We start from the raw sequence: 20,138 nt of genomic DNA, 5'->3' as shown, positions 1-20,138 counted from the left end.
TTTCTCTCCTCCGAAAGGGTGTCAAATCTTCGATTTGACGGGGTGGTTCAAAAAAGCTCTGAAAGCATTAAAACCTCCAGAGCCACTATATAAAAAATTAATCATTTATACCATCACTACATTATCTCTTCTCGGAGCTTTATCACAGAGGACATCTGCAATACTCTTAGAGATAAGATTTCCTTCTGTAAGCTTATCCAGCCAGAAAAATTCTCCGGCTGCATTAATTTCGATAAAAAAATATTCATCTTCAGGAGAAACAATAATATCTATTGCTCCATAGTCTACGTTATAAATATCCAGAAGTTCCAGAAGTTTTGCTTCAACATCTGCCGGCAATTCCGTCTGCGTCCATTTATCAAGCAGATTAACCCCATCTTTTCTCCAATCCACTTTAGCATCTTCAAACTGTTGGGAATCCACTTCAAAGGCATAAATATCTCTTCCTACAATGGTTACCCGAAGTTCTTTTTTCTTTTGGATCATTTTCTGAAACTGCATCGGGCAATACAGCAGTGAATCCAATTCTTCTAGTTTATCTTCACCCACAACATTGGTGAAGACCACACTTTCTACACCATCCTCGTAGATGGCAAATCCGGTTTGCATCTTAGCTACAACATTTTGATGTTTTAAAATGAATTGCCGGGCCTCTTCAGGATTATTGGTCAAACAAGTTTCAGGAATGGAGAGTCCTATTTTTTGAGCGAGTTTCAGCTGCTCTTCTTTACTGTCAAGTCTTCTGTAAACACTTGGCTTCCCTAATGAATACACATCAATAGATTCAAAGAACCCGAATAATGTATTGCGGATTTCTCCCATCGCTGCTCCCAGGAATTTAGCATCTATTTCTTCCTTCAATCCTTTTCCGATATTGTAAGCTCTACGATACCAGACTGCTGAAATATCATCCAATCTGTGTTTTTTTCCGGACGTTTCAAGCACTGTCACCCATTCTCCATCTTGAAAAACAGTTGATAATTTATTCTGTAAAGGATATAAATCAACATCAAAGCGAATAACCTCACAATGGTTATCCTGAATGTATTCCGTTACTTTTTCAATGGAAAAATTATCTGCAGTATGTGTTATAATTAAAATTTTATTCATGGATATTGATTCTTTTAATAAGATGATCGGCAATTCTTTCTGCAATGGGAAATCCCAGTTCTTTTTGAAGCATTCCCCATTCTCCTTGTGGATTGACTTCAAGGAAATAATATTTCCCATCTTTTCCCCGGATCATGTCAATAGCTCCGGTATACAATCCCATTTCCTTCATCATGGAAGTCAGATTTATTTTGATCTCATCAGGCAGTTCATACACCGTCCAGAAATAGTCTTCATGACTAATTCTCCAATCAGCATTTTCACTGTTATTAATCTTTCCTGTAAAAAATTCTCCATCTACGTACATAATCCTCAGTTCATATTCTTTATCGATATAAGGCTGAAAAATCATGGGACAATAAATAATATCCGAAAGGTTTTCCAATGTTTCCTGTTCAATCACCATCGTGGAAATAAGATTTTCACCACTCATTGTTTTCCGGGTTACACCGTGAAGTTTGGCAATGGCTTTTCCTGAGCAATGCTGTTCAAAAAAAGCTTTTACTTTCTCTTCATCATTGGTAAAAACAGTTGGAGGAATCGTCAGATGATTTTGTTGGGCTGTTTTCAGCTGAAGCATTTTATTTCCATCAATTTTCTTCTCATTTTCATAAGGATTGATCCATGGGAGATGCTGCAGTTGGGTAAACAGATTGTAGCGGAGATGGGCATATTCATTCAGAAAGATTTTTTCGTACTCCTGATCCAGCTCTTCAGGAACACTGATTCGCCATCCTTTTCTATGCCATACTCCTGTAATCTCATCAGAATGTACAGATTTTCCATTCCCATCAGTAATCCCAAATGAGTCCTCACTGATGCTGATTTTCTGAAGATGGTTCAGCTGGTCAGAATTCAGTCTGAAGTAGGAAATATTTTTAAAAGAAAGGTGTTGAAAGAAACGATCAATAGTATAAAAATCCTGTGAGTGGGTAATACAGAGAATCATTTGCCGATTTTATTAAAAAGGGAAACTTAACGTATTAAGTTCCCCTTTGTTACAATTTTGTTAATATGTTACTGTAAAATAATCATTTTATAGTTCAGCAGTATCATCATCTCCATCAGAAGGATATTTCATAGTATGATCCATATCCGTTAACTTAGACGTTACACCATCCAAGGTAGGTTTTGTAATCGTATCCCTCTCAGGAATTGTAATATCTGTTCCTCCTTTTACTGTCTCAGGATCCTTAAGTTGTTTCTCAAGAAATGTTGCAAAGAACGGCTTCTTTTTTGAATTTTTGTTTTTCATAAGTCAATATGTTTGTTTATTTGATAATCGAATGTACAAAAATTTCAAATAATGGAGAAATAAATTGATATTTTAAGATAATTTTAACATATTATCAAAATATAAAGCATATTATTAATTCAAACCAAGAAATTGCTTAACAACAATAGCAAAATCAACCGGATTTTCGGCCTGAACCCAGTGCCCTGCATTTTTAACAGTTACAATCTTCGCTTTTGGAAATTGCTGTTTGATTCCATATTCATCCTGTGGCAAAATATAATTGGACTTCTCTCCTGCAATGAATAAGGTTTCTCCTTCAAAAACACCAAATTTCACAGCATTGGATACAAATTCATTATACTTTTCAGATAGAGGTTTAAGGTTGAATCTCCAGTTCAGCTTTTTATGATCATCCCAATACAGATTCTTTGTTAAAAACTGTATCGTTGATTTTTCAGGAATATACTGATTCAAGACAGCTTCCACCTCATTTCTTGAGCCTACTGTATTAAAATCTACCGTTTCCAGAGCCTTAATGATTCCCTGGTGATGTGGCGGATAAGCTTTTGGTGAAATATCTACCACAATCAGCTTCTCTACTTTTTCGGGATATTTTAAAGCAAACTGCATCACAGCTTTTCCTCCTAAAGAATGCCCTAAAACATGGGCTTTCTTAATGCCGTAATGCTCCATATAGCGGGCAATGTCATCTGCAAGATCATCATGAGACATATCATCGGAATGAAAACTTCTTCCGTGATTCCTAAGGTCAATAAGGTGTACCGGAAGATATTCTCCAAGATCTTTCCCGAAGCTTCCCCAGTTATCGAGCATTCCGAACAATCCGTGGAATACTAAAAACGGCGTAGCTGTTGAACCTTCGCCAAATATTTTTGAGTTTAAGATTTCCATATTCTTTTAAATAACAGATTTTAGATACAGATTCCGGAAAATATCAGCACGACTCTTATAATAAGGTCTAAATCCGATATCCGGTATCTATTTTACCATTTCGCCAATCTCTTCAAATAGGACTGAACTGTATTTTCTAGGCCCATATATAACGCTTCAGAAACCAAAGCATGTCCAATAGACACTTCTAGCAGGTTAGGAATAGTGTCAGCGAAATATTTCAGGTTTTCAAGACTTAGATCATGTCCTGCATTAATTCCCAATCCAAATTCATTGGCTACAACAGCAGTATCATAATAAGGTTTTATCGCCTGTTCTTTATTGGACAAATAATCTTTTGCATAAGCTTCCGTATACAGCTCAATTCTGTCTGCCCCAGTCTTTGCAGCATATTCTACCAACTCCGGTAAAGGATCAAGAAAAATGGAGGTACGGATACCCGCCTTTTTAAACTCATTAATGATTTCAGTAAGATAATCCAGATGTTTTTTAGTATCCCATCCTGCATTGGAAGTAATCGCATCATCTGCATCCGGAACCAGTGTTACCTGTTCAGGCTTCACATCCAGTACCATATCAATAAAAGACTGATGGGGATTTCCTTCAATATTAAACTCAGTCGTCACCAATGGTTTCAGATCATAGACGTCTTTTCTTGTAATATGCCTCTCATCCGGCCTGGGGTGAATTGTAATTCCCTGCCCCCCGAATTCCTGAATCTTTATAGCAGCCTCTGTCACACTTGGTGTTTCACCTCCTCTTGCATTTCTTAATGTCGCAATCTTATTGATGTTTACGCTTAGTTTTGTCATTTTTTTATTTACATGTTAGATAATGGAAGTTAGAAGCTGGAAGTAACTTCAGACTTACGACTTCTTTAAGGTGTTCTAATTTCATTATCACTTAAGTTGAATTTATTTTTTAGAGCCTTAACCTCTCTTTTTATACTTTAACACTTACCTGCATCACCTGAAGTTCAAACTCTTTGGACGCAACCAGTAAATGATCGAAAATATCAGCCTGAATCTGCTCAAAATGTTCCCATTTGGAATCATTGGCAAAACAATAGACCTCAAGCGGAAGTCCCTGTGGGGTAATTTCCAGCTGACGAACCATTCTTGTTGCATTTTTCTCCACATCAGGATCATTTTCTATATATCTCTGTGCATAATATCTGAAAACCCCAATATTGGTTAACTGCCTTCCATTAATAGTTCTATCATTATTACTCAGGCTTTCTTTTTCACTTCTGATTTCCACTCTTTTCTGTTCGAGATAATCCGCAATAAGGTTAATTTCTTTTAAACGCTCAATATCTTCATCTGTCAGAAACTTAAAAGAATTGATATTAAAATAAATAGATTTCTTAATCCTTCTGTTATTGGATTCGGACATTACCTGCATATTTTTAATCTCCGTAGTCAGAAAATCATAGGTAGGAATAGTAGAAATTGTTTTATCAAAATTGGTGATTTTTGTAGTTAAAAGGCTTATCTCCGTAATATTTCCTTCTATACTGTATTTGGGAATACTGATCCAGTCTCCTACTTTCAAATTCTTGGAAGTAGCCACGTGAATCCCGGTAACAAATCCCAGAATAGTGTCTCTGAAAACAAGTACCAAAACTGCTGTTATTGCCCCAAGGCTTCCTAAAATTGTTCCACCCTTAATTCCAAAAATCAGACAGATTCCTATGACGGAAAGTACAAAGATCCCAAAGATTTTTACACTTTCCGAAATAGCATTAAGCGTCATGATTTTATAATAGTCCTGCTTAATTACAAAGTAATTTCTAAAAGCGGTCAATGCTCTAAATAATAACCCTGCTATTACAAAAATAGTAGCCACCCCTACAATCATTTCCAGTAATGCAAAGCTTTTGGGATGTCTGTAAAAGACGGAAAAAAGTGCATATCCTGCAAAGTTCAATGCCCCTAAGTGAACTACAGAATTAGTAATTCTTGAATCATAAATTGACTTTAAAACAGGAAATTTTTCTTTATCAAAAAAGAATTTGAAAATAGTATTGACAATAAATTTAAAAACAAAATCCAGGATATAGATCATCCCTGCCAGAAATATAAATTTCAGCATAATCTGAATAGGAAGTGCCAGATCAGGATATACATGGTCTCTTACAAAATAATGGATCTGATCACTGATATTCTGCAGAAAATCTCTGGTATCTTGTATTTCATCTTTCATTACAGCAAATTTATAAAATTAAGGATGATGATGTTACTATTCACAATCAATTTTCATCCCAAAATTTAAAGCTGGTTATAAATTTCATTTAAATCATTTAAAAATCTCCTGTATTTTCATAATCAGGTCTATTTGTTGAATCACTAAGGTTTCATATATTCGTTTATATTTTAAAAAATGGATACAACTGTTATTAATATTCTCTGTCTTATTTTATTATTTGTAGGAGTACTGGGCACATTTCTTCCTGTTTTACCCGGACTTTTATTAAGCATCTGCGGATTGCTGATCTATAAATTCGGGACAGATGCTGATCTTCCGATGATCTATATCTGGGCTTTTGGAATTCTCACGGCAGCTTCTGTTGTTTTAAGCTATGTGATTCCTGCAAGGACTAACAGAAAATACGGCGGAACCCGCTGGGGAAGTATTGGTTCTGTAGTAGGAACCATTGTCGGGATTTTTATTCCGATCCCGTTAGGCTTCCTTATCGGAATGTTCGCAGGCGTATTTATTGGTGAAATGCTTCACGACAGCAAAGACATGAACAAAGCCCTACAATCCACTAAAGGTGCTCTCATTGGGTTTATTTATGGCACGGGATTCAGTTTCGTTGTGGGTATGGCAATGTTTTTGGTAGTATTCCTTAATATGTTTGATATTATTTAACTCAAAAAAAGAAAAATCATGCTTCATAAAGCCATCCTATTCAGCCTGGGAGTCTTCGCGTTAACGGGATGCGATGCCCAGAAGAAAGCTAAAGCAGACTCAAAAGCTCCTGAAATGACAACCAATACAAAGCCTGATGAGCAAAAGAATGACCTCATCTACCTGAGTGAAGGAGAAAACAAGTTTCTTCTGGATTATAAAATGAACATTACTTTCAAAGGGATTTCCGAGGACAGCCGATGCCCTGAAGGGGTAAACTGCATCTGGGCCGGAGCTGCTCTTGCTCAAATTGAAGTCATGGGAACTTCTACCCGACCTGTACTTTTGAATCTTGCCAGTATAGATTTTCCTGCACGAAACTATCGCCAATCTGCCAAGTTCAACGGTTACACCATCACCCTGCAGGAGGTCACTCCATATCCTAAAGCTGGAGGAGCTGAAGAGTTAAAAGGGAAATACAAAATAGGGATCAGCATTAACAAAGACAGACCATCATCAGATACTACCAAGAAATAGCCTTCTTCCCTTGGGAAATAAGATATTCATTAATTTTTGAGAAAGGCTTGCTTCCGAAGAACCCTCTGTGAACAGAAAACGGTGACGGGTGTGCTGATTTCAATATAAAATGTTTAGCCGGATCAATAAGTTCGGCTTTTTTTTGTGCAAAGGCGCCCCACAAAACAAAAACTACATTCTCTTTTTTATCTGAAATTTCTTTGATGATATAATTGGTAAATGTTTCCCAGCCGAGATCTTTATGGGAGTTTGGTGAATGGGCACGAACTGTAAGGGTTGCATTCAACAGAAGAACCCCTTGTTTTCCCCAGTCATCCAGTTCTTTAGAAGTTCTCACTACTCCAAGATCATCTTTTAATTCGATAAAAATATTTTTAAGGGATGGTGGTGCTGTAACCTGTTCAGATACGGAAAAGCATAAACCATTCGCCTGATAATCGTTATGATAAGGATCTTGACCGATAATCACCACTTCAACATCTTCAAATGGTGTAATTTCCAATGCTCTGAAGATTTGATTTTTTGGAGGAAACACCTTAGTGGTTGCATATTCATTTTTTACTTTCTCCCAAAGGGTTGTGAAGTATTCTGTACTTTTTATCGGGGCTAAAATTTCTGTCCAGGTCATACTGCAAAAGTAATTAATATTAAAATAAGACTACAAATTATACTTTAAATATCTTCACTTTTCTTTCAATTAAAATATAGGAAAAGTAAGATAATATAATGGCTATACTGATAGATAATAAACTATTCAAAGACCCTGATGATAAGAATACCCAATCCTGCGTCTGGATAATATAATGAATAATATATAATGAATAGGAAATATTCCCAAGAAAATAAATAGCATTACTTCCCAAAAGCCTTTTGATAAGACTATCTTCACCATCATATAGTTGCTTTATTATTATTGCTGACAATAATGGGATAAAGAAGAGTCCCTTTTCTGTATATAACAATAATAAAAACAAAATCATCGCAATATAAACAACCAAACGTCTTCGTAGTTGAGAGCCTGATAAAAAAGCCATTCCAATTCCCAAAAGATAAGATGACACTGTTCTTATTAAAGAATTGAGTCCATCAATAACATCAAGGTATCTCCAGGTTTTAATCAGAGGCACCTCTGGGCCCAAATATAAATTATCCGGAAGGTATAGAAGTGCTCCTCTTAAAACTAAGCTTGTAATAATCAATATTTCACTGCGTAATTTGTACTTAAAGATAAGGAATAGCAAGAAGGGAAATATCAGATAACAAATCCATTCTGTACTTAACGACCAATAGACTGTACCTAATGAATAATTAGGATTAAAAAAACACTGCAGCAGGGCAGCATTCATTAAAAACTGGACAGTTGAAGTATCTATTAGAAATAGAGCAATAAAAATGACTGATAAAATATAGACTGGATAAATCCTGTTCACTCTTTTCTTATAAAACGTCTGTATAACACTATAGTTTAAGGCTTTAAACTTATCTGCATAAGAAACAGCCAGTAAAAATGCGCTTAATACAAAAAAGATATCTACTGCAACATACCCTTTCCCTACAACAGTCTGAATAATATCCGCTCTAAAATGACTTAAATGAAAAAAAGCGACCCATAATGCTACAATTCCCCTTAATCCGGTTAAGGACTTTATTTCATTTTTCATATATTGTGTGTACTATCCATATATTTGGGGCTAAAGATAAAAAAAAACCATGGATTCAATGTTTTGTGTTTTTTAAGCTCAAAATAATATTGTCCGGATTATGTTCGTCTTTTTTACCCTCTTCAAGAACAAAATTTTGCTTTAAAAGAAGCATTTTAGAGTTTTCATTGAATCTACTTGTAATGGCTACAATCTCCTGTAATTGCAATTGATTAAACCCATACTCTAAAACGGTACGGAGAGCTTCAGACATAAGCCCTTTTCGATGATAATCCGGTAACAGCTCATACCCAACCTCTGCTGTCTTTCTATCTTCTGAAAAGTTCCAGAGACATATTGTTCCGACAAGATTTGAACGGTCTTTATATGAAATTCCCCAGAAAATAATTTCTTTATGCTGAGTTTTTCTTTTAATGTGCAGAATAAATTCTAACGCATCATAATTGGTTTTGGGAGAATTCCTTTTCACATATTGATTGATAACCTCATTGCTTCTGATTCGAAGAATATCCTCTATATGAGCTTCATTGATTTCTTTTAAGACCAGTCTTTCTGTTTCCAGTTTCATATTTTCATTAAAAATTATCATCAAATCTTTGAAAAGAAATATTGAATAGGGAATAATTCTTTCATTAATCTATTTTGTAAATCACTCAAATATACGTAATAATCAAAATTCTCACTAAATTTGCATTGTGTATATAGATAAAGAAGATTTAGACGAATTAGAGTTTCCGCAATTGCTCGCGGAAATCTCCCCATTTGCGTATTCTCCGAAAACAAGAGAAAAAATTCTTCAACTTCGTCCCATGGAAATTGACGAGGCGGAACTTTCATTGAAAAAAACATCAGAATATCTGTCTAGTTTTGAAAGTTCAAATGCGATTCCGTTTGATGAATATGAAGATATTGAAAGTGAGCTAAAATTGATGCTGATTGAGAATTACCGTTTGGAAAACAGTGCTTTCATCAAAATAAAAACCATCACGGAACAGATCGGAAAATTACAGAAGTTCTTCCCTACCATGCCGGAAACATTTCCTACTTTACTGGAAGAAGTTTCTGTACTGGAATTCAGAAAAGAGATCATCGATAAGGTGGATAAGGTATTTAACCGGTTTGGTGAGGTAAAAAATGAGGCTTCTCCAGCTTTAAAAGGGATAAGAACTGAAATCCAGCATGCTAAAAAAGCTATTCAGGAAAACTTCAACCGTGCTCTGACTACGTATGGACAGAGTGAATTTTTGGATGATATACGGGAAACAATTATTGATGACCAACGGGTTTTAGCAGTAAAATCGGGTTTTAAGAAAAGAGTTCCGGGAAGAACCCTGGGAATTTCAAAAACCGGATCCATCACTTATATTCAACCGGACAGTGTTGTAAAACATTATTTCAAGCTTCGTGAAAATGAAGAGGAAGAGAAAAAAGAGATTGATAAAGTTTTAAGACAGCTTACCACAGAGCTTGCAGAATTCCAACCTCAGCTTTGGAGGTATCAGATGTATATTTTCGATCTTGATCTGGTAAGGGCTAAGGCTAAGTTTGCAGAACTTATCAATGGAGTTCTTCCTAAAATCAACCGCCATAAAACATTGAGGTTAAAAGATGCCTTTCATCCTTTATTATGGTTGAGAAATAAGGTAGAGAACAAAACAATTCATCCACAGACTCTGGCTTTAACAGAACATAACAGAATTATCTGTATTTCCGGACCTAATGCCGGTGGAAAATCAATTACATTGAAAACTGTCGGGTTGCTGCAACTGATGATTCAGAGTGGTATCCTGGTTCCTGTTCATCCGAAATCTGAGATGTTTTTCTTTGAGAAGATCATGACTGACATTGGTGATAATCAATCCATTGAAAACCATTTATCCACGTATTCATCAAGGTTAAAGAAAATGTCTGGAATCATTCGTGAGGCTGATTCGGATACGCTTTTATTGATTGATGAGTTCGGAACAGGTTCTGATCCTGAATTAGGTGGTGCTTTGGCTGAAAGTTTCATGGAGTTTTTCTATGATAAGAAGAGTTTTGCGATCATTACAACGCATTACACCAATATCAAATTGGTTATAGAACAGCTCCCAAATGCTCAGAATGCTGCGATGCTTTTCAACGAAGAAACGCTGGAACCAATGTACAAACTGGAAGTTGGGCAGGCAGGAAGTTCCTTCACTTTTGAAGTCGCTGAAAAGAATAAAATCCCAAGGTTTATCATTCATTCTGCCAAGAAAAAGGTAGAACATGATATTGTGAATCTTGATAAAACGATTGTAAAGCTGCAGCAGGAAAAATTTGAGGTTGAAAAACTAAAAACTGATCTTGCAGAAAGAAAAGAATCTGTAGAAGACAAACGTGATAACCTTCAGAAACTGAATGAACAGCTTCAGCAGAAATTGTTCAATTTTCAGAAACTCTATGAAGAAGAACACCGTAAACTTCAGTTTGGAAACAAGATTGAAACTTTCATCGACAGCTATACGAAAGGGAAATCCAGAAAAGATGTTGTAAAAGACTTTGTAAAGTTACTTGAACAGGAGAAGTTCAGAAAACTGGGAGCTGATAAAGATGAATCAAAGCGTCTTCAGGTGGTTAAAAGAAAGATCACTCAACAACTTAAAAAGGAAGATGTAATTGAGAAAATCGCTGAAACAAACGAGAAGCTGGAGGAAAAACGTAAGAGTGACCGTGCCATCTGGATGAAAGAAGGGCAACGCGTCCGAATTACCGGAAGCACCAGCGTAGGAACTATTGAAAAAATTTCCAGAAACAAGGTGATTGTGAATTACGGAACTTTCAAAACAACGATTGATGCTGATGAATTAGAAAGAATCTAATCAATTTGAAAATGGATTAATTGGGGAATTTGAAAATTAACTGAATACAATAATGGAAGAGAGTGTCTTAGGATACTCTCTTTTTCTTTTGTACATTATCGTAATAATTTTTCCTATTTTTAACAAAAACAATAATTTATGAAACCATTAAAAGTATTATCAGACCTTATTCCAATACCGAGTTATACAGTTATTATTCTGTGTTTTTTCTTTCCATTTTTCCTGATAAAATGTGGTGATACCACTCTAATGTCTATTAAAGGAACAGATCTGGTAACAGGAGTTTCTAAACAAACGATGAATGAACGAATGAAAGAAAACATAAAAAAGAGCTCTCCGTTTGGTTCTGCTTTCGGAAATGATTCAGATGATACATCTTCAAATACCGATTCTGAATACTCACCACTGAACGAATCTAACAATAAAAAAGACAATGAAAATATTCCACCCAGTCCTTTTATTATTATTGCTTTTCTGGCAGCTATTGCCGGGATTATCATTCAGGTAATCAAAAGTATTAAGAAGAAATATATGTATCATATAGCAGTTTCTCTGGGAGGTCTCATCTCTTTGTTAACGTTTTATTTGACTTTCCAATCAAAGATGGAAGGGCTTGGAAACAATAAAATAGGAATGGGATTAGGAAACGGAGTAACCATCAGCTATGGTTTTGGAACTGCTTTTTACGTATGTGGAGCTTTATTTCTGCTCATACTTTTATTCTTTGGAGTATTTTCTTATTACCTTAAAAATGACCCCAAGGCTATTTACAGCTCTCCGAATCAAAATACAGAATCTTAAAAATTATCCATAAATAAAAAGAGTGTTCATACAAACACTCTTTTCTTATTATACTCAAAATTTCTATAAAAGTTCTTTAGAGTATCTAAAGAAAAATAAACTATTAATAATTTCAGAAAATACATTTTTATTTTACCAATCAAAAAAGCATTTAATTTATATATTTGGAGATCTAAAATTTGTTAAGATGATTTCAGTAAACAAAGCATTGTACCTGTCTGCATTCAGTATTTTTTCTTTAGCATTCGTTAAAGGTCAGAATAAAGTTCCTTTTGGGGTTGTAAAAGCTGAAGAAGGATATGCTAATGTACGCGTACATAAGGATAACTACAGAAAAATTGTAGACAAGATCCGTATGCGTAAAGGGGATGTTTTTGTTTATGTAAAACCTGCTCCGGGAGAAACGGAATGGATCTGGATCAAATATCCTGAAAAGCAAGATGAAGACAAACCGTTTGTACGCTATGAAACTCTTGACAAAGAAGGAATGGTAAATAAAGAACGTATTGCCTTTGTAGATCAGCTTCCAGCCTATACTCCTTCTAAGTCTAAAAACGGAAAATCACTCATCTTCACAGATAATTCTGATCCTAAGATTCCTACTGCACAAAGAAGCAAGGTTGTTATTGATGTTTATCCATCCAATGCCGGTTACCGTAAAAAGGAAAAAGATGCCGAAGGAAAGCTTCTTACCATTGATAAAGTAAAACCATGGGGAATAGGAAATGATCTTCCTGAAGGAATGACCGAGATCAAATCGATCAGACTCCAGCAACCTGGAAGAGGTTCTGTTTTTGTGAGAGAAGCTATTAAAAATATGTTCCAGCCTACAATGGACTTCAACAATATAGGTGTAACTTCTCTGGACAATGACAATATTTTCCTTTATATGATCAATGGTACAGGGGAATACAGATATACTACTCTTTGGACTATCAAAAAGGGAAGAGTAATCAGCCAGATTATTTATCATAATCCGGAATAAATTCATTATTTTTGCACCGAAAAAGTTTACGCTTATTCATCACAGAAACTGGTTCTGCATAACCGCAGATTAAAAGGGAACCGTGTGAAAATCACGGACTGTCGCGCAACTGTAAGTAACTGAAATCTTTATCAAAAGATCCACTGTGCGAGGCATGGGAAGGAGATAAATGATGTTACAAGTCAGGAGACCTGCCGATTTCTTAAACAAGAAACTTTCGCGATTTGAAGTTTTATTGATCTGATGGATTATTTCAGGGATTTCTAAAGTTCCTGTCATTATTCTGTTGTTTTGATACTATTTCATTTCGCCTTAATTAATAATGAAATATGACTACAGAAGAAAGAATTGAAGCTGCCGAAACCAGAATCTTTAAAGCGGTTTTCCCTAACACAACCAATCATTACGACACCCTTTTCGGAGGTACTGCCATGCAGCTGATGGATGAAGTAGCCTTTATTGCCGCTACCCGTTTCGCAAGAAAAAGAGTGGTAACAGTAAGCAGTGACAAAATCGATTTCAAAAAGCCAATTCCTGCAGGAACTATCGTAGAACTAATCGGAAAAGTTTCATATGTTGGAAAAACCAGTATGAAAGTAAGCGTTGAGATCTATACAGAGCAAATGTATTCTTACGAAAGAGAAAAAGCAATTGTAGGTGATTTTACTTTTGTAGCGATTGATGAATTCAAGAAACCAATCCAGATACTATAAATAAAGAAGTTTCGGGCGGCCTTTGGCCGCCCGAAACTTTATAGTCTATTTATTTTAAAACCTTTTCTGTTTCCATACTTCTGCTCAACAGCAGTTCAAAAGCCTCACCCATTTCATCTGATGCCCTGGTAATGGCATTTTCCAGCATATTTCTGATTTGCTTTTCAGTAACACCAGCTTCCGTCCAGCTTTTTCCTGAAGTATACGAATTCAGAATGAAAGGCATAATTCTATCGATGGAGCAAGCAAAAATTGCATCCGGAGTAGCTTCTTCTTCAAATTCAAGCCATAGATTAAAAAATTCCGAGCGTAAAGGCTCATCCAGAATTCCGAAGATCTTCTGTGCAGAAATCTTTTCTCTTTCAAACTTCCCTACCATAGCAGCTTCATCGAAAAGGAAAGTATCTCCTGCTTCAATTTCCACAAGATCATGAATGGAAAGCATTCTAATCACTCTCAACAAATCAATATCCGCTCGATTCTTAGCATAAGGATAAAGGATTTGTGCCAAAATAATAATCTGCCAAGAGTGCTCAGCTGTATTTTCTCTTCTGGAATCATCCGCATTATAATTTCTTCGCTGTACATTTTTCAGGGCATCTACTGCCAGGATAAAATCGATCTCTTTTTGAATCTTCATCTTACTTTTCTCTATTATATTGATCTGATGGATATACCTTGGTTCTGGTAGTCCATTTATTGTTTTTCTTTTCTTTTATAATGACTTTCACATACCCTTCTTCACTGCTGTCTTCTTCTTTTTCAAGCACTCTATCAAGTCCTTTATTAGGAATTACTTCAAATTCTGTAGTGAAAAATCGGCAGCACCCATCCTTTCCAAAAGTAATAATGCGCTTACGAACCGGATCTGTTTCAAAGAAATCAAAATAATTTGATCCCAGGTCCGTAAGTTCTTTACTTTTTACAAAAGCCATTCTGGTACTATTGAATACATATACATCATAGGATGCAGAACTGTAGTTTCCCATATTGCCATTTCTTATGGCAAGGTCTTCCGTTCCGTCAAAATTAAAGTCACCAAAAATAAGGGGACTTTGGTCCTTGGCTAATGAGATCACTTTTCCACGTTCCAGTCTCTGTCCTTCTCCAAGATTCAACACCAAATTATCTGATGTAAAGGTCTGCACTTTACTATTTTTATTATCAAATAATTCAACGGTTCCCTTATCCATACAATTGTCACTGAAACAATTGTCTATATGAATGATGGCATCATAGTTTTTAGAGGCATCTTTAACCCTAAACTGATATTGCCCAAAGCATAATGGACCTAATAATATAAAAGCGGATAAACTCCTGTAATAATTCAAAATATTCATGTTCATAGTCATATTGGATTCAAATGTTTTTATAAAAACTTTCAAACAAAAATACGAATCATAGTTCCGATTTCAAAACTCAAATATATTTAAACGATAATTGACAGGTGATGAGCGATAGAAACTGAAATTATGAACACCCATTTTATCATCCATAAGGATCTGAACATTCTAAAAACATTATTACCATCATTAAAAACCTTAATCTTTACCCTATCTGCATTCCCATATTTTCCAAAATTTGTCATTTTTTTTAACTTTTTTCTCTCAAAACAAAGTCATCAAAAATTAAGATTAAAAATTATAAAACTGATTATCAGATATTTAAATGTTTTATTTTAAAAATTTCACTACTTTGTATTGCATAATACCATTTTATTTACATATCTTTGTAATGTAAAATTAGAATAGGCTCAACTAGCTAGGAGCATCTTTCTAAAAATATAACCTTAATTAACAAAAATTATCAAAGATGAATACTGAAAATACCAAAGCGCAAATGCGAAAAGGAATTCTGGAATTCTGTATTCTAAGTCTCATTAATAATCGCGAAATGTACGTTTCTGATCTTATTGATGAACTGAAAAAAGGAAAACTGGATGTAGTTGAAGGCACCCTCTACCCTCTTCTCACAAGACTTAAAAACGGAGAGTTTCTCTCTTACAGATGGGAAGAATCTACAGGCGGACCGCCAAGAAAATATTATCAGATCACAGAAAAAGGAAAACTTTTCCTGGATGAACTTCAAAATACGTGGAATGAGCTTACAGCTTCAGTAAACCAAATCACTCAACAACATTAAAAAACAAAGCTATGAACAAGACACTCTCAATAGGACTCGCAGGTTTTTCTTTCACAATAGAAGAACACGCATATATAAAGCTCAGCGATTACCTGAACGCTCTGAGAAGCTCACTGGACGCTTCTGAAGCAGATGAGGTAATGCATGACATAGAAATAAGAATGGTGGAGATCTTCAGAGATTCTCTGGGAAAACGTGAAGTGGTTAACGATACCGATGTAGAAAAAGTAATCGCACAGATCGGAACTCCTGAGAAAATTGAAGAACAGGAAGAAGCTTATTTTTCTGAAAAAAATACAACTAAGAATACCAATACAGGTGGTCATTATACAGACAAAAAACAATTATTCCGTGACCCTGAAAAACAGAAAATTGCAGGTGTTTGTGCAGGTTTAGCACATTATGTAGGAATGGATATTACAGCGATGAGAATTATCTGGGTAGTTGTTTTCTTGGTAATGATTCCTGCAGCAGGAAGTGCTTTAGTAATTCTACTGCTTTATCTGATCCTTTGGCTGGTACTTCCAAAAGCACAAACCGCTTCAGATTTCCTGAAGATGCAGGGAAAGCCTATGAACTTCGACAATCTTAAGAATGAGTCTAATAAATTGGTACAGTTTGCCAATGAATCTACTCAGAGAGTTGGAGAAATCTACAACGAAAACAAGCCATACATCAACAATGCCGGAAGTGGGATCTGGAATATATTCAAATATATCATCGGGGCATTCTCAGTATTGGTAGCTGTAGGAAGTATTATCGGAGTATTTGTATTATTTGCCCTTTTCGGAATGGATACAGATTTCCCTGGCGCTAATCAGATCAGATTCTATATGGATGATAACGGTCTGGATAAAGTGCTGGCAGCTATCATGATTATAGGAAGTTTAATTCCTGCTATCCTTTTCAGCTTATTAAGTATTAAGATATTCTCTCCAAAAACAAAACTGAGAAATCTTGGATGGGTAGTTGGTGGATTATTTCTTCTTCTGATCGGGCTTGGAACTTATTTCGGAATCAGCATGGCGAAGAAAAACCTGATCTACAAAGGCAGCAAGGAAGATATTGAAAATGTAGCTATCAACACTACTTCTGATACAGTGTATGTAGATGTAAAACAGGTAAGCATTCCACAGAATTATAAAGCCTATGATGATGACATTTATTCTGATAAAAGATCAGTGTATGAAGAAGATTATATCTCTGTGGAAGTGACAAGAAAACCGGAAGTAAAAACCCCATACCTAATCATCAAAAAAGAAGGAAACGGTTATAATTTCCCAATTCAGGTAAATGTTCCTGTAGAGGTTGTAAATAATAAAGTAATGCTTCCTAACTACATCAAATATCCGTATGAACACAGATTCAGAGATTACAGAGTAAATTATGAGCTTGTAGTTCCTCAAAGCACAATAGTAATTCCTGTTAAGAAAGACAGAATTGACTTTGACGGAGACCTGAACGGAGATGGTATGGATGATGATGACCAAGACAGAGATGAAAATCACAACGGAATCAGAATCGAGAAAAATAAGATCACGGTAAACGGTTCCAGCATAGAATATAACTCTGATGATAAAGACAGCGTTATCATCAACGGTAAAAAAGTTCCGAACAACCAAGCTAAGAAAGTAATTGATTCTGTAGCATCTGATATTAAAAAAATTAACAAAGATGTGGACATCAAAATAAAGGACGGAAAAAACGAGATATCCATACAAACTAAATAATTAACTACAGAGAGTGGTAGAAGGTGTGAATGGAAAGCAACCGTTTGAAATTCACACCATTCTTCTCTCAGAAAAGTGAAAAAAAACTAATATTTAGTTCTCTATATGGAAAAATTGTTATAATTTCGTACAGTTAAAATTTAATAACCAAATCAACACTAAAAAACACTTTTACTATGATACAATTTGCAATGGAATTCGTAATGAAAATCGTAGATTTAATCAACGGTTTGTTTTAAGAGCAATAATATTTCAATATATTTGTAAAAGTATAACCAAATTGGTTATACTTTTTTTGTTTTTAATCCAAGAATCTATGAAAAAGCTGTTAGGTAAACTGATGTTAAAATTATTAGGATGGAAAGTCGTTCTACAAGGCGATGTAAACGTCCTGAACCGATGTATTCTGGTGGTAGCACCGCATACTCATAATATGGAATACATTTTAGGAAACTTTGCCTATTGGTCTCTGAATAAGCCTTTAAAAATCATTATTAAGGACGCACACACCAAGGCTTGGTATGGAGGTATTGTAAAAGGACTTGGAGGGATAGGCATCGACAGAAGCCAGAAAAATGACCTCGTAAATTTTGTAGCCAGCCAATTTGCCAAAGAAGATTTCAGTCTTGTAATTACTCCCGAAGGAACAAGAAGCTGGGTTCCAAAATGGAGAAAAGGGTTTTATCATATGGCTATGGCAGCAAAAGTGCCTATTGTATTGGCAGCAGGAGATTTCAAAAGAAATATAGTATACCTTGGCTACACCATTCCTTACGAAAGAATTGCATCTGTTCCGTTTTCTGAAATCATGCAGGAAATTCAGGATTATTATGTGAAAAACGATATTGTACCTAAGATTCCTGCCAACTGGAATCCTAATATTATGGGAACAGGAGAATAATAAAAATAATTTCTCATCATCATTTATCAATCATCTCTTATCTATTATAAAAATGAAAGGTCAGACAAAAGAAGAAATACTAGCATTCATCAATAACTGGGGAGGCGAAACCCTGGCAAAAGCAATGGAAATTAAATTCATTGATATCGATCTCGAAAATGAAACCCTTACTGCTACCATGCCAGTCCTTCCAAGAACGCACCAGCCTTTCGGAATCATGCATGGCGGAGCAAGCTGTGTACTGGCTGAAACTCTAGGTTCAAGCCTGTCTAATATCTTTATTGACAGCGATAAATACTATGGTGTAGGAACCAATATCAACTCCAATCACCTAAGAAGTAAAAAAGACGGAGTTGTAACGGCAACTGCGCGCTTCATCCGAAAAGGAAAAACAATGCACGTTTCTGAAATTGAAATCAGAGATGAAAAGGGAACGCTCATCAACCATACGACCATGACGAATAATATCATTAATAGATAGGTTGAATATCCATAAAAATTAAAAAGCTCAAAAAATTGAGCTTTTTTTATATCCTTACTGCAAGCTTTTGTTTTTTTCATCTTAAGAAACATGTTTCCTTAAAAAAAAGCTCATATAATTTTGAGATCTTTAAGACTAATAATACCTTTGCAGAAAGGAAAATCAACTTCGGAATTTCCTATATTATTTCCGGTGAGTGATTTTCAAAATCCGTTCATAACTCATGATTTATTTCAAACTTCCCTTCAACGAAGGATTATATACTGTAGAGGAAACAACTGATAAAAATGCAGTCCATTTTCATTCTTATAACAGCCTGAATCAGATCAATTTTAATGGAAGCATCATCAAGGTTGATTTTGCAAACAGTAATGGTATTTCCATCACCAATAAGTCCCTGACAGAAGACGTAACGGATTTTACAGCAGAAACTAAAGAAGAATATTGCAGTACTTTACAACAGGTAATTGAAGTGATTAAAGAAAATAATCTTCCTAAATTGGTTTATTCAAGAAGAAAGATCTTTACAAACTTCAATACAATTGATTATAAAGCAAGTTTTGACAATCTATGTAAAACCTATCCCAATGCCTTCAGATATATGTTTAACGAGGGGAAAAATGCATGGATGGGAGCTTTTTCTGAAGTATTAGGTAAGTTTAATAAAGCTACCCATGAATTTGAAACTATGGCATTGGCAGGAACTCTTCCAACGACTGAAGAATGGACGGAAAAAGAGATTGAAGAACAGAAACCGGTTACCACTTACATTCAGAATATTCTTAAAAACTATTCAGACCAAGTTGTGCAATCTGAAACATATGACCATGTTTCCGGCAATATCAAACATCTTCGTACAGATTTTAAAACAACAATAGAACCCAATGATCTTGATAGCTTAATTCAGGACCTGCACCCTACTCCGGCAGTTTGTGGCATTCCTAAAGATTTCTGCAATGAAAACATCCGAAAGTATGAAAAATTCCCCCGTGAGTTCTATGCCGGTTATATCAAAGTAGAAACAGAAGAGAGTATTCTTTATTTTGTAAATCTTCGATGTGCAAGATTATACAGGAATTCTGTGCATGTTTTTGTAGGCGGTGGAATTACTGCCCAGAGCAGTCCGGAGAAAGAATGGATGGAAACAGAGCTAAAATCTGAAGCTATTTTGAAAAATCTGGTCGTTTCTTAACAAAGTTTTTTTAACCACAGACTTGCACGGATTTTCACAG

The 20,138-nt window shown here is 35.3% G+C and carries 22 protein-coding genes and 1 riboswitch; of the genes, 11 read left to right on the top strand and 11 right to left on the bottom strand.

Going from position 1 to position 20,138, the window contains the following annotated elements; all coding sequences use genetic code 11:
• Positions 1-105: 105 nt before the first annotated feature.
• The 6 genes from J2772_RS08080 to J2772_RS08055 all read right to left on the bottom strand — a co-directional run bounded on the left by J2772_RS08080 (position 106) and on the right by J2772_RS08055 (position 5,464).
• A complete protein-coding gene (locus tag J2772_RS08080) occupies positions 106-1,110 on the bottom strand; it encodes an MvdD family ATP-grasp ribosomal peptide maturase (protein WP_209915473.1) in 1,005 nt (334 codons plus the stop codon).
• Positions 1,103-2,059, bottom strand: a complete 957-nt coding sequence (locus J2772_RS08075) for an MvdC/MvdD family ATP grasp protein (protein ID WP_209915470.1) — start codon at positions 2,057-2,059, stop codon at positions 1,103-1,105. The genes J2772_RS08080 and J2772_RS08075 overlap by 8 nt, the downstream gene beginning before the upstream one ends.
• Before the next feature lie 87 nt (positions 2,060-2,146).
• A complete protein-coding gene (locus J2772_RS08070) occupies positions 2,147-2,365 on the bottom strand; it encodes a microviridin/marinostatin family tricyclic proteinase inhibitor (protein WP_209915468.1) in 219 nt (72 codons plus the stop codon).
• Positions 2,366-2,479: 114 nt separating this feature from the next.
• Complete coding sequence (locus tag J2772_RS08065) at positions 2,480-3,259, bottom strand: alpha/beta fold hydrolase (protein WP_209915466.1); 780 nt, start codon at positions 3,257-3,259, stop codon at positions 2,480-2,482.
• 92 nt (positions 3,260-3,351) lie between these two features.
• Positions 3,352-4,071, bottom strand: coding sequence for a pyridoxine 5'-phosphate synthase (locus J2772_RS08060; protein ID WP_209915464.1), 720 nt, complete (start codon positions 4,069-4,071; stop codon positions 3,352-3,354).
• A 130-nt stretch (positions 4,072-4,201) separates the two neighbouring features.
• Positions 4,202-5,464 carry a mechanosensitive ion channel family protein gene (locus J2772_RS08055; protein ID WP_209915462.1) on the bottom strand — a complete coding sequence of 421 codons (1,263 nt, stop codon included), beginning with the start codon at positions 5,462-5,464 and terminating at the stop codon, positions 4,202-4,204.
• A 177-nt stretch (positions 5,465-5,641) separates the two neighbouring features.
• Here J2772_RS08055 and J2772_RS08050 point away from each other — a divergent pair, with 177 nt between their 5' ends.
• Both J2772_RS08050 and J2772_RS08045 read left to right on the top strand, forming a co-directional pair.
• Complete coding sequence (locus tag J2772_RS08050) at positions 5,642-6,133, top strand: DUF456 domain-containing protein (RefSeq protein ID WP_209915460.1); 492 nt, start codon at positions 5,642-5,644, stop codon at positions 6,131-6,133.
• Between the two features lie 18 nt (positions 6,134-6,151).
• A complete protein-coding gene (locus J2772_RS08045) occupies positions 6,152-6,649 on the top strand; it encodes a hypothetical protein (RefSeq protein WP_209915458.1) in 498 nt (165 codons plus the stop codon).
• On the opposite strand, the gene J2772_RS08040 is transcribed toward J2772_RS08045, so the two are convergent.
• Genes J2772_RS08040 through J2772_RS08030 form a run of 3 tightly spaced genes read right to left on the bottom strand, consistent with a single transcriptional unit; the run spans position 6,636 to position 8,878 of the window.
• Positions 6,636-7,277, bottom strand: coding sequence for a uracil-DNA glycosylase (locus J2772_RS08040; RefSeq protein WP_209915456.1), 642 nt, complete (start codon positions 7,275-7,277; stop codon positions 6,636-6,638). The two genes, J2772_RS08045 and J2772_RS08040, sit on opposite strands and share 14 nt — an antisense overlap.
• A 37-nt stretch (positions 7,278-7,314) precedes the next feature.
• Positions 7,315-8,310, bottom strand: a complete 996-nt coding sequence (locus J2772_RS08035; protein ID WP_209915454.1) for an acyltransferase family protein — start codon at positions 8,308-8,310, stop codon at positions 7,315-7,317.
• A 55-nt stretch (positions 8,311-8,365) separates the two neighbouring features.
• Complete coding sequence (locus J2772_RS08030; protein WP_209915452.1) at positions 8,366-8,878, bottom strand: GNAT family N-acetyltransferase; 513 nt, start codon at positions 8,876-8,878, stop codon at positions 8,366-8,368.
• A gap of 127 nt (positions 8,879-9,005) precedes the next feature.
• On the opposite strand from J2772_RS08030, the gene J2772_RS08025 reads away from it, so the two are divergent.
• The 4 genes from J2772_RS08025 to J2772_RS08010 all read left to right on the top strand — a co-directional run bounded on the left by J2772_RS08025 (position 9,006) and on the right by J2772_RS08010 (position 13,652).
• A complete protein-coding gene (locus J2772_RS08025; RefSeq protein ID WP_209915450.1) occupies positions 9,006-11,153 on the top strand; it encodes an endonuclease MutS2 in 2,148 nt (715 codons plus the stop codon).
• 138 nt (positions 11,154-11,291) lie between these two features.
• On the top strand, positions 11,292-11,954 hold the full coding sequence (locus J2772_RS08020) for a hypothetical protein (RefSeq protein ID WP_209915448.1): 663 nt from the start codon (positions 11,292-11,294) through the stop codon (positions 11,952-11,954).
• A 187-nt stretch (positions 11,955-12,141) separates the two neighbouring features.
• Entirely contained in the window at positions 12,142-12,939 is a 798-nt protein-coding gene (locus J2772_RS08015) for a hypothetical protein (RefSeq protein WP_209915445.1), read from the top strand.
• A gap of 32 nt (positions 12,940-12,971) precedes the next feature.
• Positions 12,972-13,153, top strand: a riboswitch (cobalamin riboswitch).
• Between the two features lie 115 nt (positions 13,154-13,268).
• Entirely contained in the window at positions 13,269-13,652 is a 384-nt protein-coding gene (locus J2772_RS08010; RefSeq protein ID WP_047098292.1) for an acyl-CoA thioesterase, read from the top strand.
• 49 nt (positions 13,653-13,701) lie between these two features.
• On the opposite strand, the gene J2772_RS08005 is transcribed toward J2772_RS08010, so the two are convergent.
• Together J2772_RS08005 and J2772_RS08000 are read right to left on the bottom strand one after the other, a co-directional pair.
• Complete coding sequence (locus tag J2772_RS08005) at positions 13,702-14,292, bottom strand: HD domain-containing protein (RefSeq protein WP_209915443.1); 591 nt, start codon at positions 14,290-14,292, stop codon at positions 13,702-13,704.
• 1 nt (position 14,293) lies between these two features.
• The gene (locus J2772_RS08000) at positions 14,294-14,992 is read right to left on the bottom strand and encodes an XAC2610-related protein (RefSeq protein ID WP_209915441.1); all 699 of its coding nucleotides are present in this window, start codon (positions 14,990-14,992) and stop codon (positions 14,294-14,296) included.
• Between the two features lie 472 nt (positions 14,993-15,464).
• On the opposite strand from J2772_RS08000, the gene J2772_RS07995 reads away from it, so the two are divergent.
• The 5 genes from J2772_RS07995 (at position 15,465) to J2772_RS07975 (ending at position 20,098) form a co-directional block, all read left to right on the top strand.
• On the top strand, positions 15,465-15,794 hold the full coding sequence (locus tag J2772_RS07995; protein WP_045499677.1) for a PadR family transcriptional regulator: 330 nt from the start codon (positions 15,465-15,467) through the stop codon (positions 15,792-15,794).
• Between the two features lie 11 nt (positions 15,795-15,805).
• On the top strand, positions 15,806-17,524 hold the full coding sequence (locus J2772_RS07990; protein WP_209915439.1) for a PspC domain-containing protein: 1,719 nt from the start codon (positions 15,806-15,808) through the stop codon (positions 17,522-17,524).
• A 316-nt stretch (positions 17,525-17,840) separates the two neighbouring features.
• On the top strand, positions 17,841-18,425 hold the full coding sequence (locus J2772_RS07985) for a 1-acyl-sn-glycerol-3-phosphate acyltransferase (RefSeq protein ID WP_209915437.1): 585 nt from the start codon (positions 17,841-17,843) through the stop codon (positions 18,423-18,425).
• A gap of 52 nt (positions 18,426-18,477) precedes the next feature.
• A complete protein-coding gene (locus tag J2772_RS07980; RefSeq protein ID WP_209915435.1) occupies positions 18,478-18,906 on the top strand; it encodes a PaaI family thioesterase in 429 nt (142 codons plus the stop codon).
• Between the two features lie 223 nt (positions 18,907-19,129).
• Complete coding sequence (locus tag J2772_RS07975) at positions 19,130-20,098, top strand: chorismate-binding protein (RefSeq protein ID WP_209915433.1); 969 nt, start codon at positions 19,130-19,132, stop codon at positions 20,096-20,098.
• Positions 20,099-20,138: the final 40 nt, after the last annotated feature.

Source organism: Chryseobacterium jejuense, from assembly GCF_017877355.1.
Classification (GTDB): Bacteria; Bacteroidota; Bacteroidia; order Flavobacteriales; family Weeksellaceae; genus Chryseobacterium; species Chryseobacterium jejuense_A.
This window is presented reverse-complemented; position numbering and strand designations above follow the sequence as displayed.